This window comes from Tenacibaculum haliotis, from assembly GCF_025215075.1.
Lineage (GTDB): Bacteria > Bacteroidota > Bacteroidia > Flavobacteriales > Flavobacteriaceae > Polaribacter > Polaribacter haliotis_B.
On record NZ_JAOBTH010000028.1, the window covers coordinates 316,382 to 332,173 of the forward strand.

Annotated in this window: 11 protein-coding genes; 9 read left to right on the top strand and 2 right to left on the bottom strand. The window is 30.1% G+C overall.

Features of this window, described 5'->3' with window-relative positions; genetic code table 11:
• The first annotated feature begins 103 nt into the window (after positions 1-103).
• The 6 genes from N2251_RS11070 to N2251_RS11095 all read left to right on the top strand — a co-directional run bounded on the left by N2251_RS11070 (position 104) and on the right by N2251_RS11095 (position 10,577).
• Positions 104-1,393 (top strand): HlyD family secretion protein, encoded by a 1,290-nt coding sequence (locus N2251_RS11070; protein WP_260586776.1) that lies wholly within the window; start codon positions 104-106, stop codon positions 1,391-1,393.
• Positions 1,394-1,474: 81 nt separating this feature from the next.
• Positions 1,475-1,663 carry a hypothetical protein gene (locus N2251_RS11075; RefSeq protein ID WP_260586777.1) on the top strand — a complete coding sequence of 63 codons (189 nt, stop codon included), beginning with the start codon at positions 1,475-1,477 and terminating at the stop codon, positions 1,661-1,663.
• Between the two features lie 183 nt (positions 1,664-1,846).
• Entirely contained in the window at positions 1,847-2,557 is a 711-nt protein-coding gene (locus N2251_RS11080; protein ID WP_260586778.1) for an LOG family protein, read from the top strand.
• A gap of 97 nt (positions 2,558-2,654) precedes the next feature.
• Positions 2,655-5,438: a gluzincin family metallopeptidase gene (locus N2251_RS11085; protein ID WP_260586779.1), complete on the top strand. Its 2,784-nt coding sequence runs from the start codon at positions 2,655-2,657 to the stop codon at positions 5,436-5,438.
• A gap of 117 nt (positions 5,439-5,555) precedes the next feature.
• On the top strand, positions 5,556-8,009 hold the full coding sequence (locus N2251_RS11090; protein WP_260586780.1) for an alpha-ketoacid dehydrogenase subunit alpha/beta: 2,454 nt from the start codon (positions 5,556-5,558) through the stop codon (positions 8,007-8,009).
• Positions 8,010-8,141: 132 nt separating this feature from the next.
• On the top strand, positions 8,142-10,577 hold the full coding sequence (locus N2251_RS11095) for a zinc-dependent metalloprotease (RefSeq protein ID WP_260586781.1): 2,436 nt from the start codon (positions 8,142-8,144) through the stop codon (positions 10,575-10,577).
• Between the two features lie 49 nt (positions 10,578-10,626).
• Here N2251_RS11095 and N2251_RS11100 read toward each other — a convergent pair whose 3' ends face one another.
• Positions 10,627-11,898 (bottom strand): DUF2851 family protein, encoded by a 1,272-nt coding sequence (locus N2251_RS11100; RefSeq protein WP_260586782.1) that lies wholly within the window; start codon positions 11,896-11,898, stop codon positions 10,627-10,629.
• A gap of 243 nt (positions 11,899-12,141) precedes the next feature.
• Between N2251_RS11100 and N2251_RS11105 the strand changes: the two genes are divergently transcribed.
• The 3 genes from N2251_RS11105 (at position 12,142) to N2251_RS11115 (ending at position 14,484) form a co-directional block, all read left to right on the top strand.
• On the top strand, positions 12,142-12,771 hold the full coding sequence (locus N2251_RS11105; protein ID WP_260586783.1) for an NAD(P)H-dependent oxidoreductase: 630 nt from the start codon (positions 12,142-12,144) through the stop codon (positions 12,769-12,771).
• A gap of 119 nt (positions 12,772-12,890) precedes the next feature.
• Positions 12,891-14,333, top strand: coding sequence for a sodium:solute symporter (locus N2251_RS11110; RefSeq protein WP_260586784.1), 1,443 nt, complete (start codon positions 12,891-12,893; stop codon positions 14,331-14,333).
• Positions 14,326-14,484 (top strand): hypothetical protein, encoded by a 159-nt coding sequence (locus N2251_RS11115; protein WP_260586785.1) that lies wholly within the window; start codon positions 14,326-14,328, stop codon positions 14,482-14,484. Before N2251_RS11110 ends, N2251_RS11115 begins: the two co-directional genes overlap by 8 nt.
• Before the next feature lie 44 nt (positions 14,485-14,528).
• Here N2251_RS11115 and N2251_RS11120 read toward each other — a convergent pair whose 3' ends face one another.
• Complete coding sequence (locus N2251_RS11120) at positions 14,529-15,791, bottom strand: YaiO family outer membrane beta-barrel protein (RefSeq protein ID WP_260586786.1); 1,263 nt, start codon at positions 15,789-15,791, stop codon at positions 14,529-14,531.
• Position 15,792: the final 1 nt, after the last annotated feature.

The window sequence follows — 15,792 nt, forward strand, 5'->3', positions numbered from 1 at the left end:
AATACTAATATGAAGAAAGGAAACATTACACTCTACAAACACCTACTTTCTTCATTAATTTAGAGGAGAATAGCATTCTCCTCTTTTATAATTATTAAAAAAAATGCCAGAAAATAATCAAGATATAGAAATACGTAGTGAAGAAGTTCAAGAAATATTGAGCTATGTACCTAATTGGATGATTCGTTGGGGAAACACCTTATTTTTAGGATTAATTTTAATGCTCCTGTTTATTGCATGGTTTATAAAATATCCTGATGTTATTTCTTCTGAAGTAATGGTAACAACCTCTTTTCCTCCTGAAAAAATATATGCCAAATCAACAGGTCAATTTGAAGTTTTTTTAACAAGTGAAGATAAAAATGTGTCAGAAAATGAAGTATTAGCCGTTATAGACAATAGTGCTTCATATAAAGATGTTTTACTTTTAAAAAGCATTACAGATACTATAACCTTTGGCAGTAAAGAATTTTTTTTTCCTATTGAAAAACTTCCATTTCTTATTTTAGGAGATATTACATCTAGTTTTTCACAATTTGAAAATGACTATTCTGAATACGTTTTAAACAACAAGCTTACTCCATATAAATCAGAAACTTTTGCAAACAGAATGTCAGTAATTGAAGCTAAAGGACGATTACAAATTTTATTATCACAAAAAAACCTTAATCAAAAAGAATTAGAGTTTAAAGAAAAGGATCTTAATAGAAGTAAAAAAATGTTTATTCAAGGAGTTATTTCTGCTAAAGAGAAAGAACAAAAAGAAATAGAGTTTTTACAATCTAAAAGATCATATAAAAGCCTAGAAAGCTCAATATCTCAAATTAGAGAGTTAATAAATAACTCAGCCAGAAACTTAGAAGGAACTTCTATAAAAAAAACTCAGAACGATAGTCGCTTAAAAAAGAAGACTATTCAATCATTCTTATATTTAAAAAAATCTATTAAAGATTGGGAAAAACAATATGCTTTAAACTCTTCTATAAACGGAAAAGTGTCTTTTTTATCTTTCTGGAACAAAAACCAAACAGTAAAAACAGGTGAATTGATTTTTATAATCATCCCTACTAAAGATAATTCGTTTATAGGAAAAATTAAAGCTCCTGCTGTAAACTCTGGAAAAATAAAAAAAGGGCAAAAAGTGCAAATAAAATTATTAAATTATCCTTCTGATGAGTTTGGAGAGTTAAATGGAAAAGTACTTTCTATTTCACAAGTACCTGATTTAAATGGTAATTACCTAATTGATGTTGAGTTACCACAGGATTTAAAAACAACTTACGATAAAAAAATAGATTTTAAGCAAGAAATGAAAGGTACTGCCAATATAGTAACTGAAGATTTACGTTTGATAGAACGCTTTTTCTATCAGCTAAGAAATATTATTAAATAAAACATTCTTTCGCGAGGAGTAGACATAAACCTTGAGTGTCTTTAAATGATCAAGGATTAATAAATATTAAATTTTTTAATTATGAAAAAATCAATTTTAAACTTAGGTAAAGCTTTAAACAAAGTAGAACAAAAAACTATTAATGGAGGAGGAATTATTACCAAATGCACAAACTTAGGAGATTTTTGCGATTTTGTTAGTGGTTCTGGTTACGGTACAGGTACGTGCCGATCATCTTTTACATTCGGTTTAATATGTATTGGGGATTAATTTATCATTAAATTTTATTTTACATATTTCAAATTACATTTCAAAACTGAAGCAACCTTATAAAGGCTGCTTCTTTTTTTAATTAAATAGTTTACATTTCTCACTACTCAATTACATAAAAGCACTAAATTAGCAGGCTTATTAAAATGCAAATTAATAGTATTAATTATAAATATTATAAATATGACTCCGAACGATGACAGAAAAATAAAAGAAAAATTACAACCAAAAACTTGGAATGAAATAAAAACAAACGATTCTTGGGCTATTTTTAAAATTATGGCTGAGTTTGTTGAAGGATATGAAAAATTAAGTAAAATTGGCCCTTGTGTATCTATTTTTGGCTCTGCAAGAACAAAAACAGATGATCCTTATTATAAATTAGCTGAAGAAGTTGGTTTTAAATTAACTGAAAACGGTTTTGGTGTTATCACCGGTGGTGGACCAGGAATAATGGAAGCTGGTAATAAAGGAGCGAATAGAGGAAAAGGAACTTCGGTTGGATTAAATATCGAATTACCTTTCGAGCAACACGATAACCCTTGGGTTGATCGTGATAAAAACTTAAACTTCGATTATTTTTTCGTTCGTAAAGTAATGTTCGTAAAATACTCTCAAGGTTTTGTTGTGATGCCTGGTGGTTTTGGTACTATGGATGAGCTTTTTGAAGCTATCACATTAATTCAAACTAATAAAATTGGTCGTTTTCCTATTGTTTTAGTAGGTACAAAATTTTGGGCTGGCTTATTAGATTGGATAAAAAACACCTTATTAGAAGAAGGTAATATTAGTGAAAAAGACTTAGATTTATTTAGAGTTGTTGATACTGCTGATGAAGCTGTAGAACATTTTAATAAATTTTATAAGAAAAACGAATTAAAACCAAATTTCTAAAAAAACAATTACCTTTAAGGCTCGTTGAATATTCAACGAGCTTTTTTTATTTTATACTTTGAACTGTAAATTATCCTTCTTTTATTCCTTTCTTTTTTTGTACTGTTACACTATAACAGCGCAAACAAATACTATTGATATAAAAGCAAAGTTAGATACTAAAAACGACCAACTTTATATTCAGCAGAAAATCGTTTTTTACAATAATTCTTCTACAGAACTAAATACTATCTTGCTTCATAACTGGGCAAATAGTTTTAATAATAACGAAACTCCTTTAGGAAAACGTTTTATTGAAGATTACAAAAAAGACTTTTATTTTTCTAAAGAAAAAGATCGAGGACATACAAAAATTTATAATTTAGCAGTAAACTATCAGCAAGTTTCATTTAAAGAAAAAGAAAATCAGCCTGATATCGTTGAAGTAGTTTTGAATAAGAGTCTTAAACCAAAAGATAGCCTTATTTTAACAACCACTTACACTGTAAAAATTCCGAATGCTAAATTCACTGGATACGGAAAAACTAAAACTGGATATCATCTACGTTTTTGGCATATAGTACCCGCTGTTTATAAAGAAAAATGGCAATCAATGAGTAATTTAAATCTTGATGATTTATATCAAAATTTAGCTAATTATACTATAAACATTAAGATTCCTAAAAAGTACACTCTAGTAAGTAATTTACAACAAACTGAAAAACAACAAAAAGAAGACACAAAGTATCGCTTAGTTGGTCGAAGAAAAAAAGACATCATTCTACATATTGATTCACTTAATCAGTTTACATCTTTTAAAACAAAAATTAAGGATATAAAAACAGATGCCTATTTAAAAAGCACTCCTACTGACACAGTTATCAAAATTATAAACAAACAAATAAACTTTATCCAACGTTTTTTAGGCAAACACCCACATAAAGAAATTTTTGTAGACGCAACTACCATCAATAAAAACTCTTTGCAAGAAGTATATGGTCTTCCGAAATGGTTGAAACCTTTCCCTAAAAATTTCAGATGGGAAATCAGTTTTTTTAAAGCACTTACAAAAAAATACCTCGAAGATGTTTTAATATTAAACAAACGATCTGACTATTGGTTTACCGATGGGTTGGAAACCTTTTTAATGATGAAATACATTAAAGAATATTATCCTGAAACCACTGTTTTGGGTAAATACTCTAAGTACTGGCCTTTAAAAACATATAATATTTCTAAATTAAAACAGAACGACAAATATGCTTTTATCTATCAATTTAGTGCGCGAAAATTTTATGATCAGGCGTTAACAACCTCTGCTGATTCTCTATCAAATTTCAACCGAAAAATTGTTAGTAAATACAAGGCCGGATTAGGTTTACTATACCTTCAGGATTTTATTGGAGGAGACACATTGGTAAATTCATTAAAAGAATTCTATTCAAAAAACCAATTAAAATTAAGCGATAGTAATCAATTTAAAAACATACTTCAAAAAAATACTTCAAAAAACTTACATTGGTTTTTTAATGATTATATAAAAACCACTAAAAAAATTGATTATAAAATATCTAAAATAAAAACCATTAAAAACAAAGATTCTTTAGCTGTTACTATTAAAAATAAAAGAAACTTTTCTTCTCCTGTAGCCTTATACGGAATACAAAAAAAAGAAATAAAATTTAAAACTTGGGTAACTGGAATTGATTCAATAAAAACAATTAAAATAAAAAAAGGAGATTTTGATAGACTCTCATTAAACTATGAAAACTCCTATCCTGAATATAATTCTTTAGATAATTTCAGGAAAATTAATAATACATTAATTAACAAACCGTTGCAATTTCGCTTTTTTAAGGATGTAGAGAATCCATACTACAATCAATTATTTTACTATCCCGATTTTAAATACAATTTGTATGACGGATTAATACTAGGTGTAAACATCAATAATAAATCTGTTGTAAACCATAACTTCGAGTTTAGTTTAACACCTAATTACAGTACAAAAAGCAATAATTTTACGGGTTCTTATGCCTTTTCTTACAATCATTTTTTTAAAAAATCTAAACTTTACAAAATGCGTTATGGTTTTAGTGGAAGTAGTTATCACTATGCACCAGAACTTGAATACAATACGCTAGTTCCTTTTGTAAGTTTTCAATTTAGACGAAATACACTTCGTAAAAATGGTTTAAAACTTTTAATGGCTCGATTAATTAGTGTGAATAAAGAGGTGGAAATTACCAAACCTAAAGAAGCTAGTGATAAATACAACATTTTTAACCTAAGATATATTCAATCAAATTTTAATGCTATTAACAGCACTACATATGCTATTAACACTGAATTTAATTCTTCTTTTAGTAAAATAACTACTGATTTTCGTTATCGAGGTTTCTTTTCTTCGAATAATAGTATTGACATCCGATTTTTTGGAGGGTTATTTTTACATAATAAATCAGAAGGTGATTATTTTAGCTTTGGATTAAATCGTGGCTCTGATTATTTATTCGAACAAAATTTATTTGGTCGTTCTGAAAATGAAGGTATTTTCAGTCAACAATTTATAATTGATCAAGCTGGTTTTAAATCAAAATACAGTACTCCTCAATTCTCTAATCAATTAATAACGTCAATAAACACGAGTGTTAGTGTTTATAAGTGGGCAGAAATCTATAATGACTTTGCCATGCTGAAAAACAAAAATAATTCACCAAATTATTTTTATGAAAACGGAATACGATTAAACTTTATTCCTGATATTTTTGAATTTTATTTACCTGTATACACCAATGAAGGCTTTGACGTTACAAAAAAAGGGTACCCAACAAAAATTCGATTTGTAATCACCACAAGCATCGATCGTATATACAATTTCCTTAGAAGAGGATTATTATAGATACTTCAACAGATTCCTTTTTTTTGCTATTTTTTTGAAGAATCTTCAGTGAAAATTGAAATTTTTAAATTTCAACTAAAAAAACTATCTTTGTAAACACACCAAAATCAGAAAATAATGACGCAAAATACCGAAATAGCTAGCACTCAACAACTTTCTTTTCAAGATTTTAAAAATGAAGTTTTAAACGACTATCGAATTGCTCGCTTAAGTAGAGAGTGTAGTTTATTAGGGCGTAGAGAAGTTTTAACTGGTAAAGCTAAATTCGGAATTTTTGGTGATGGTAAAGAAGTACCACAATTGGCAATGGCTAAAGCTTTTCAGAATGGAGATTTTAGATCTGGTTATTACCGTGATCAAACCTTTATGATGGCAATTAACCAATTAACTCCTCAACAATTTTTTGCAGGCTTATATGGTCATACAAATATTACTGCCGAGCCAATGTCTGCTGGCCGTCAAATGGGAGGACATTTTGCTACACATTCTTTAGATGAAAACGGAGATTGGAAAAACTTAACTGCTCAGAAAAATTCTTCTGCAGATATTTCTCCAACCGCAGGTCAAATGCCACGTTTATTAGGTTTAGCACAAGCTTCTAAAATTTATCGTAATGTAGAGGGTTTAGATAATTTTACTGATTTTTCTAATAAAGGTAACGAAGTTGCTTGGGGTACCATTGGTAACGCAAGTACTTCTGAAGGTTTATTTTTCGAAACCATTAATGCAGCTGGTGTGTTGCAAGTACCAATGGTAATGAATGTTTGGGATGATGAATACGGAATCTCAGTACACGCAAAACATCAAACAACAAAAGAAAGTATTTCTGAAATTTTAAAAGGATTTCAAAAAGAAAACGATACAAACGGTTACGAAATTTTTGTCGTAAACGGATGGGATTATGTACAATTAATTGATACTTATAACAAAGCTTCAAAAATTGCAAGAGAGCAACATATACCTGTTTTAATTCATGTAAAAGAATTAACACAACCACAAGGACACTCTACTTCTGGATCTCACGAGAGATATAAATCTGCAGAGCGTTTACAGTGGGAACAAGAATTTGATTGTCTTGCTCAAATGCGTAAATGGATTTTAGAATTCGAATTACAAAATGAAGACGGAACTGTTTTAAAATTTATTGATTCTGAAGAGGATTTAATAAAAATAGATAAAGAAACTAAAAAAGAAGTTAGCAAAGCAAAACGTGATGCTTGGAGTGCTTACACAAATGAAATAAAAGAAGAAGTTACTGCTGCTGTTGATTTGCTAGAAAAAGTAGCTCAAAAAAGTAACAATGCTTCATTTATCAATAAATATAAAAATGATTTATCGGCGATTACTGAACCTATCAGAAAAGATATTTTGGTTGCTGCCCGTAAAACATTACGTTATTTAAAGGATGAAGATTTTGCAGAAAAAACAACACTTCAAAACTTTATTAAAGCATCTATAGATAATGCTGCTGTAAAATTTTCTGCTCACCTATTAAGTGAAACAGCATTAGCTACAGAAAAAATTACTGCTGAAGCACCAACATATGCTGCGGAGAAAAACTTAGTAGATGCACGTGTTATTATGCGTGATAATTTTGATGCTATTTTTAACAAATACCCAGAAGCTTTAATTTTCGGAGAAGATGCTGGATATATTGGTGATGTAAATCAAGGTTTAGAAGGTTTACAAGAAAAATATGGTGAACTAAGAGTTTCTGATACAGGTATTCGTGAAGCTACAATTCTAGGTCAAGGTATTGGAATGGCAATGCGTGGTTTGCGTCCAATTGCTGAAATTCAGTATCTAGACTATTTATTATACGCTTTACAAATAATGAGTGACGATTTGGCAACACTTCGTTACCGTACTTTTGGTAAGCAAAAAGCACCATTAATTATTCGTACTCGTGGGCACCGTTTAGAAGGTATTTGGCATTCTGGTTCACCAATGGGAGGAATTATTAATAATATTCGCGGAATTCATGTATTGGTTCCAAGAAACATGACCAAAGCTGCCGGATTTTATAACACTTTATTAGAAGGTGATGATCCTGCTTTAGTGGTAGAATGTTTAAACGGTTACCGTTTAAAAGAAGAATTACCTACCAATTTAGGAGAATTTAAAACGCCAATTGGTGTTGTTGAAACAGTAAAAGAAGGAACCGATATTACTGTAATGTCTTACGGTTCTACACTTAGAATTGTAGAAGAGGCTGCTAAAGAATTAGCACAAGTAGGTATCGATATCGAAATTGTAGATGCACAAAGTTTATTACCTTTTGATTTAAATCACGATACGGTAAAATCGGTTGCTAAAACAAATCGTTTACTAGTAGTTGATGAAGATGTACCAGGTGGAGCTTCTGCTTATTTATTACAAGAAATTGTAGAAAATCAAAACGGATACAAACACTTAGATAGTAAACCACAAACCTTAACAGCAAAAGCACATAGACCTGCTTATGGTACAGACGGAGATTATTTCTCTAAACCATCTGCTGAAGATATTTTTGAGAAAGTATACGAGATTATGAATGAAGCAAATCCTGCTAAATTTAAAAGCTTGTACTAAGCATAATATTACAATAATCTTTAAAAATCCCAAACGTAAATGTTTGGGATTTTTTTTAACAAAACAACAAGTTTAAAAGTTCTACCTTTTTGGTATTTTAGTGAATTTTATATTAAAAACTCAATACAAACAATGAAAAAACTACTAATACTATCTTTATTATTAGCATTTATTTTTCCTTCACAAACAAATGCACAAAGGCGAAAATCAAAGAATAAAAAAGAAACTTCAACCGAGAAATCCAAACCTAAAAATAAAACAAAAAAATACTCGGATTTTGTAAAAAAAGACACGAAATCTGACGAAGGTTTATTTAAAGTTCATGAAAATGACGGAACGTATTTTTATGAAATTCCGAAAAATTTATTCGGAAAAGAAATGCTTTTAGTAAGCCGAATTAAAGAATTGCCTTCAAATTTTGGAGGAGGATACATAAATGCTGGTTCAAAAACAAACGAACAAGTTGTCGTTTGGGAACAATTTAAAAAGAAAATCCTCCTAAAAATAAAATCTTATAATGCCATTGCAAACGATTCTTTACCAATTTACAAATCGGTGAAATCAAATAATTTAGAACCTATTTTATATGCGTTTGACATCAAAACAGAAAGCAAAGATTCTTCTGCTGTTTTAATTGACGTTACTAAATTTTTCTCGTCAGATGTTAAAGCAATTAGCGGAATCGGAAGTAGATCAAGAACCCAATACAAAGTAAAAAAATTGGATAGTAAAAGAAGCTTTATCAATACCATAAAAAGTTATCCTAAAAATATTGAAGTGATACAAGATTTTACTTTCGATGCTAGTAAACCACCTTCAAGTAGAAACGCAGGTACCATTAGTATCAGAATGAATCAATCAATGATTTTACTACCAGAAAAACCTATGACACCGCGTTTATTTGACAAACGTGTTGGGTATTTTACTGTTGGAACTGTAGATTATAATTCAGAAAAATTAAAAGCAGATAGCAAACGGTATATTAGCCGCTGGAGGTTAGAACCAAAAGATAAAGAAGCTTACGCTAGAGGTGAATTGGTTGAACCTATTAAACCGATTGTTTACTATTTAGATCCGGCAACGCCAAAAAAATTGCGCAAGTACATAAAACAAGGTGTAGATGATTGGGCTGGAGTTTTTGAAACTGCTGGATTTAAAAATGCTATTATGGCGAAGATGCCACCGAGCAAGGAAGAAGATCCAGAATTTAGCATGGAAGATATTAGATATTCTTCAATAAGATATGTGGCAAGTACTACAAGAAATGCCGTTGGGCCAAGTGTTTCTGATCCTCGTTCTGGTGAAATTATTGAAAGTGATATTATTTGGTATCACAATCATTTACGTTCATACAGAAACAGGTATTTATTAGAAACTGGTGCTGCAAATCCTTCTGCCAGAACCTTAGATACTCCTGACGAAGAAATTGGAGAAATGATGCGCATGGTTATTGCACATGAAATTGGACATGCATTAGGTTTACCTCATAATATGGCTGCAAGTTATGCCTATCCAACAGAGTCTTTACGAGATGGTGATTTTACTCAAAAAAATGGAATCGCAGCAACTATTATGGATTATGCTCGTTATAATTACGTAGCACAACCTGAAGATAAAAACATTCGTTTTATTCGTCAATTAGGCCCTTACGACCATTACTCTATCAATTGGGGATATCGTGTAATTCCCAATGCTACTACTCCTAAAGATGAAGTAAAAACCTTAGATAAATGGATTGATGAAAAAGCAGGTGATCCTATTTATAAATTTGGGTATCAACGTAGAGGTGGATTTGATCCTGCTTCTCAAACAGAAGGTATTGGAAACGACTTAATAAAAGCAAGTACTTACGGAATTAAAAACCTAAAAATCGTTGCTACAAATTTACCTCAATGGACCTCTGACCAAACCAATGATTATGCCGATTTAAATGAATTATACGGTGAATTATTAAGTGTTTGGAATCGCTATATAAACCATGTAGTTGGTAATATTGGTGGTGTTTTTGAAGATAATAAAAAACCTAATCAACAAGGTAATGTGTATTCTGTATTATCAAAAAGCAAACAAAAAGAATCGTTAAATTGGTTATTAAAAAACACCTTCACAACACCAAATTGGTTGTTAGATAAAAATATTTTGGCAAACATTAATCACACGGGCTATGTTGAAAGAATGGGACGTTTACAAAATCGTCATTTAAGTAGTTTACTGAGTGAATCACGCTTGCAAAGAATGACAAATTCAGAAGTTACTAGTGATGATTTTTATGCAGCAGCAGATATGGTTAAAGACCTTAGAAAAGGTGTTTTCTCTGAAGCTAATTCAACTAAAAACGTAACTGTTTACAGAAGAAATTTACAAAAGAATTTTATTGACAGACTAGGTATTTTACTAAATAGTAAGAGCGCTAAAAACTCTGACATTTCTTCAATTTCTCGCGGTGAGTTAGTTTCTTTAAAATATTTAACAAACAATGCTAGTAAAAGAGCTGTAAACAGTATTACAAAATACCATTACAAAGATTGTATCGCTAAAATTAATGCAATTTTAAATCCTAAAAAATAATAGTATCTCGAGTAATCTTTAACTATCGATTCCGCTCGATATAACATTATTACTTTCTTAACAAACTAGTACCTATTGCGCATTGTAAACAACGTTTCTTTGCGCAATAATTGTTTTTAAGTTCTAATAAAGCCTGACTTTCAAACGCATTTTTAGCAGGGATTTTTAAATCTGAAAATTTAGTTATTATTGAGTTTTTCTCTGGCTTAATTTGTTGCATCAATTTAAAAAAAGCTTCACTATTTACTCCTCCTCTACTTTTTTCATACACAAACTTTAACGGTAAAACGGTATTAATCAATAGTAAATCTATAAATGATTTTGTGAGTTTTTTTGCTGATTTTTTTGATTCGGTTTCAAACGTATAATGTGTCTTCCAAAAATCAGCTATTGCTACTGAAAACAAATTATAAAAATCTTCTAGTTTATTTAATTCCATCAGTTTAGAAAACAAATTTTGATGTTTAAAAAACAACGCTACCAACTGTGCTATTCGAATAGTCGGAAAATTTGTTGGTCGCATTCTAAAAAATTGAAATAAACCATTAGAAATTGGCTGTAACTTATATTTATGTTTTAAATATTCATACTCGTTTTTTAATTGAATAAAATAAGGGTCTTCTGCTTCACCTTCTAAAAACCCTGCTTGCCCAAATAATAAAGCTGACAATTGCAATTCATTAAAACGAACTTTTTTTAAAATTGAAAAATCAAACGATTGCGCTAACTGTAAAAAAGCTTCTCCATTAATTTTCAATCCAAAATTTTTAGCTAATAACTGAAATAAAACGCTCTCAAAATCATTATTTGATTTCGCTAATAACTCTTTTACCAAAACCGACTTACTTTCTAAGCGCTCAAAATACAATCGCTCTAACCAATTACTCATCAAGAAAGAATCTACTTCACTAATTTGTTCCTCACACGGAATCCAACGGAGTTGTTTAGAAAATAACGATTGATAATTATTCAATAAGTTTTTATCAATTAAATCATTTAACTCAAGAGTTGGCAATGGCTTATTATTTTTCATAAAAATAGCTGAATCATACAGCCAAACAACATGTAAAATCACGGCGTCATAGTTTTTATCTTCTTCGTGTTTATGTAAATACCAATCAGATGAGTTGATGTGAATTTCAACATTCCCAATCCATAATTGATTATTTATTTTAAGATGGGCGTTTAAAAAATCTGGCCCAGCGTTTAAATTATGAGTCCCAGATTTAATAATTTGAATCGTTTCGTTAGCTGTGGATTTTAAATTACCCGAAGGAAACAACTTGTTTTGCCATAAAAAGTGTAGAAAATCTTCTTTCATAATCCGGAGTTAGCAATTATTTTTTGACCTTTAAGATATAAAAATATTACTAAATCTCTTTTTATCAACATTCTAAACACTATAACAAAAACATCAATCATAAAAAAGCAACTTATTATAATTTAACAGTCTTCGAGTAAAACAGCATAAAAGGTTAAACTTATTAGTGCATCAATTTTTATAATAATCAAATCGTAGTTTATATAAAAAGCTATTGTAATTTTGTAATCTAAATAAATTAGAATGAACAGTATAGAAAATTTAAAATGGCGTTATGCTGTTAAAAAATTCGACGAAAATAAATCGCTTTCAGAAGCACAAATAAACATTTTAAAAGAAGCTTTTAACTTAACAGCTACTTCGTACGGATTGCAACCAATTAAAATGGTTGTAATTAAAAATAAAGAAATTCAAGAGCAACTAGTTGTTCATTCTTGGAATCAGCCACAAGTAGTACAAGCATCACATGTGTTGGTTTTATGTATTCCTAAAGAATACACTACTAAAGATATTAACTCTTATTTTTCATTGGTAAAAAACATCAGAAATACTCCTGATACTATTTTAAATCCGTTTAAAGAAATGCTGAGTGCTTCAATAGCGAGTAAAAAGCAAGAAGAATTAACTATTTGGAACAAAAATCAAGCATATATAGCTTTAGGTAATTTGATGACTGTTGCGGCAAATGAAAAAATAGATTCTTGCCCTATGGAAGGTTTTATTCCTGAAAAATACGATGAAATTTTAGGTTTAGACAAACATAATTTAACATCTGTTTTAGTATTACCTGTTGGTTTTAGAGCTGAAGACGATTATATGAAAGACCTAAAAAAGGTTCGTAAAAATATAGAAGACGTAATTATAGAAATGTAATCTTAAAATAAATGAGCGAAATCGAAATCTTTCAATTTCGCTCACTTAACATTTATTAAACGCTTTACATTTAATTTACAATTACAATTTAGTACATTCGTAATTCATAATTAAACTGTATGCAACCACTACACATAATACTCCTTATTCTTGCCTATTTTGGGGTACTAATTCTTATCTCTTATATCACAGGTAAATCGGCAAACAATAACACTTTTTTCAAAGCAGATAACTCTTCTCCTTGGTATTTAGTTGCCTTTGGTATGATTGGCGCTTCTTTATCAGGTGTAACTTTTATTTCTGTACCTGGTTGGATTGAAGGGCAGCAAATGAGCTATATGCAAATGGTATTGGGCTATGTTGTTGGGTATGCAGTTATTGGCTTGATATTACTTCCGTTATATTATCGACTTAATCTTACTTCTATTTACACCTATTTAGGAGATCGTTTTGGTAGATATTCCTATAAAACCGGAGCTTCTTTTTTCTTACTATCAAGAACTGTAGGTGCTGCTTTTCGATTATTTTTAGTTGCCAATGTATTACAATTAATTTTGTTTGATGCATACGGAATTCCGTTTTGGGTAACCGTAACCATTACTATTTTATTAATTTGGCTGTACACTTTTAAAGGCGGAATAAAAACGATTGTTTGGACGGATACCTTGCAAACTTTATTTATGCTAATCGCCGTAGGAGTTTGCATTGTTACCATTAAAGATGAAATGCAAATAGAAAGCTTAAGCTCTTACATATCCGATAATAAATTATCTAAAATGTTCTTTTTTGATGATTGGAAATCTGGAAATTACTTTTGGAATCGCTTCTTCTCAGGTGCGTTTATAGCTATTGTAATGACAGGTTTAGATCAAGATATGATGCAAAAAAACTTAACGTGTCGTAACTTAAAAGATGCACAGAAAAATATGTTTTGGTTTACGCTTGTGCTAGTAATTGTAAATTTTTTCTTTTTAGCATTGGGTGTTTTATTAACCGATTTTGCCACTACAAACGAAATTAACGCACACAAAGATCAATTATTTCCAACCATTGCCATGAGTGGCGAGTTAGGCTTAGCAACTTCATTATTCTTTTTATTAGGATTAATTGCTGCCGCATACTCAAGTGCAGATAGCGCATTAACCTCTTTAACAACTTCTTTTAGTATTGATATTTTAGAAATTGATAAAAAAGGAGATGAACAAGAAAATATAAAAACACGAAAAAAAATACACATCTTATTTTCGTTCCTATTAATTGCAACGATTTTAGTTTTTAAATATTTTATTGCTGATGCCAGTGTGATTGCTAAAATATTTCAGTTTGCGGGTTATACTTATGGTCCATTATTAGGTTTATATGCCTTCGGATTATTTACCAAACTAAATGTAAAAGACAAGTTAGTTCCTGCTATTTGCATTGCATCGCCAATACTTACTTATTTGATAAGTATTTTTAGCAAGTCGCAGTTAAATTTCGACTTCGGATTCTTTGTTTTAGTGTTAAACGGATTTATTACTTTCTTCGGATTATTAGCTATAAAAAAATCTAAAAATGCCTAAAAAAGGAAAAGCAAAAAACACTGTAAATAAAGCGAAACATACGCGCTTAATGAAACAGAAAGAGAACAAGGTAAAACTCGAAAAACAACGAAATAAAGAGCGTTTAAAAGCGCTTGTAAAAAAGATGAACGAACAAAAAGAAACGGAATAAATAGATATCTATTTATTCCGTTTCTTTTTACATTTTTAAGTTATTTACTTAAACCTTAAACTATAAGAAACACCTATCGAATACATTAAAAAATATTCGCCACGATCATAACTTATTTCCTCTCTTGAAACATTTAAAGAAGTACCCCAATAATTTTTCTTATTTTTTGAAGAAAAATAGTATCCTCCTCCAATTTTCTGAGATTTTAAATCAAATACTGCTGCATTATTTTCATCTACAGGAAAACGTTCTTGTTCAGGAGAAAACCCAAAACCACCAGATAAACTAAAATAATTATCGGCATCGCTAAAGTATTTTCTGTATGCTAATGTTAACGACTTACTTGCTCCCGGATCACCTGGTGTAACATAGGTTCTTAAAGACCAGTAACTATTACCTGTATACCAACCTACAGATCCTGTATAAATAATAGTAGTTTCAGAGAATTTTAATCCTCTAAACCCTAGAGAAGCTTCAAAACTTTTAGGTAAAGATTTATACAACTCTGCCCCGTATCTTACTTTTGGAAAAAGTCCGCTATTCGAAAAACCTGCACTTACATACGCATACATACCAGGCATAATTCTTGGATACACATCAACTTCATATTGATAACTATTGGTTTCAAACCTTCTTGAGTAATTTAACTTTCCTGTTATACTACCATATTTGGTTTGTCTACCATATTTTATGGTACTGAAATGTGATGTACTTCGTTCGTTTTTATTATATATTAACGTTGAGTAACTAATACCCACAGTGTTTAATCTTAAGGTGTTAATCAAACTTTCTTTATACGAAATCGCTTTTTTATTATTTTCATCGAGCTTTAAAATACCCTCTACAGTAGTAAGTGCTTGCCTTGGCTTTAACAATCTTTCCTCATACCTAGCTTTTTGATAAAGAATATCTGGGTCGTTAGGAAAGTTTTCCAACGCTTTTTCAATAAGTTCTTTTGCATTGAAAAGTAAATCGGCATAAAATTCATTTTTTATAGCAGCAATCCAATCAGTTTTCCTTTTCGGATTCTTTTTTAAGACGTAGTCAAACTCTGTTCTCGCTAATTTATAACTACCATCCCAAGAATAGGTATTGGCTAAAAAAGCACGAATATCTAAATAATTTGGATATGATGTTAATATAAATTTTAAGGAATCTTGTGCTTGTTTTCGCTTACTATTAAATGCTAATTTTCGAGCTTTTTCAAAAGCAGTATCTGGGTTTCCTACAAACACTTTTTTTTGTGAAAAAGTTACCTGAGTACTTATAAAAAAGAGTAAAAAAAGAAGTTGTTTTACCTGTGTCATT